Genomic DNA, 843 nt, shown 5'->3' on the forward strand with positions numbered 1-843 from the left:
TGATCAAGATTACTTAATTGGTAACCCTTTCCCTTCTGCTATAAATACTAGAAAATTTATAGAAGACAATCTAGACAGTACAACAGGAACTCTTTATTTCTGGGAACACCAAGAAAGTGAATTAGGTGAAGGAGAAGGAATTGATGGACATATATTTGGTGGATACATTGGTGGATACGCAGCTATAAATTTAACTACATCTACAGCTGCTAGTTCTTTAGCTTCTAATAACAATAATGGTACAGGTGGTACAGGTGATAGCGATGATATGGCCTATAAAACACCTTCAAAATACATAGCAATAGGACAAGGTTTCTTTATACAAGGTGATGACACTGGTGGAGTAATTAACTTTAACAATACCCAAAGAGCTTATGTTACAGAGGGTGCTGAATCTGTATTTTTTAAAGCAAGTGGAAAAAGCAGTAAAACAGCAATTTCAACAAACTTATTGCCTATTATTAAATTAGGTTTTGAATATAAAAACACGGAAGAATTATTACTTCATAACCAAATAGCAATCTCTTTTCAAGAAACAAATTCTTTTGCTTTTAATAAAGGATATGACTCGGAAGTATATGAAACTGGTAAAACAGACATGTATTTTAAATTCCCTAATGACGATACAAATTATGTAATTGCTGGGGTACAAGAAATATCTAACGAGTTAGAAGTTCCTTTAGAACTAGTTGTTGATTATTCTGGACAAGTGAATGTAATGGTAGATGAAATTCAAAATGTTGATAGAGATATCTATATTACAGATAAACTGACAAATACATCTTACAATGTTAAACAAGGAAAAGCTACTTTAACTTTAGAAAAAGGAGTTTATACAGATCG

At 31.8% G+C, this 843-nt stretch carries 1 pseudogene; it reads left to right on the plus strand.

Annotated features, from left to right (window positions below):
- Positions 1-843 (plus strand): annotated as a pseudogene (locus tag GQS57_RS18365) (hypothetical protein); the annotation flags it as partial.

Source organism: Polaribacter sp. 20A6 (assembly GCF_011378915.1).
GTDB lineage: Bacteria > Bacteroidota > Bacteroidia > Flavobacteriales > Flavobacteriaceae > Polaribacter > Polaribacter sejongensis.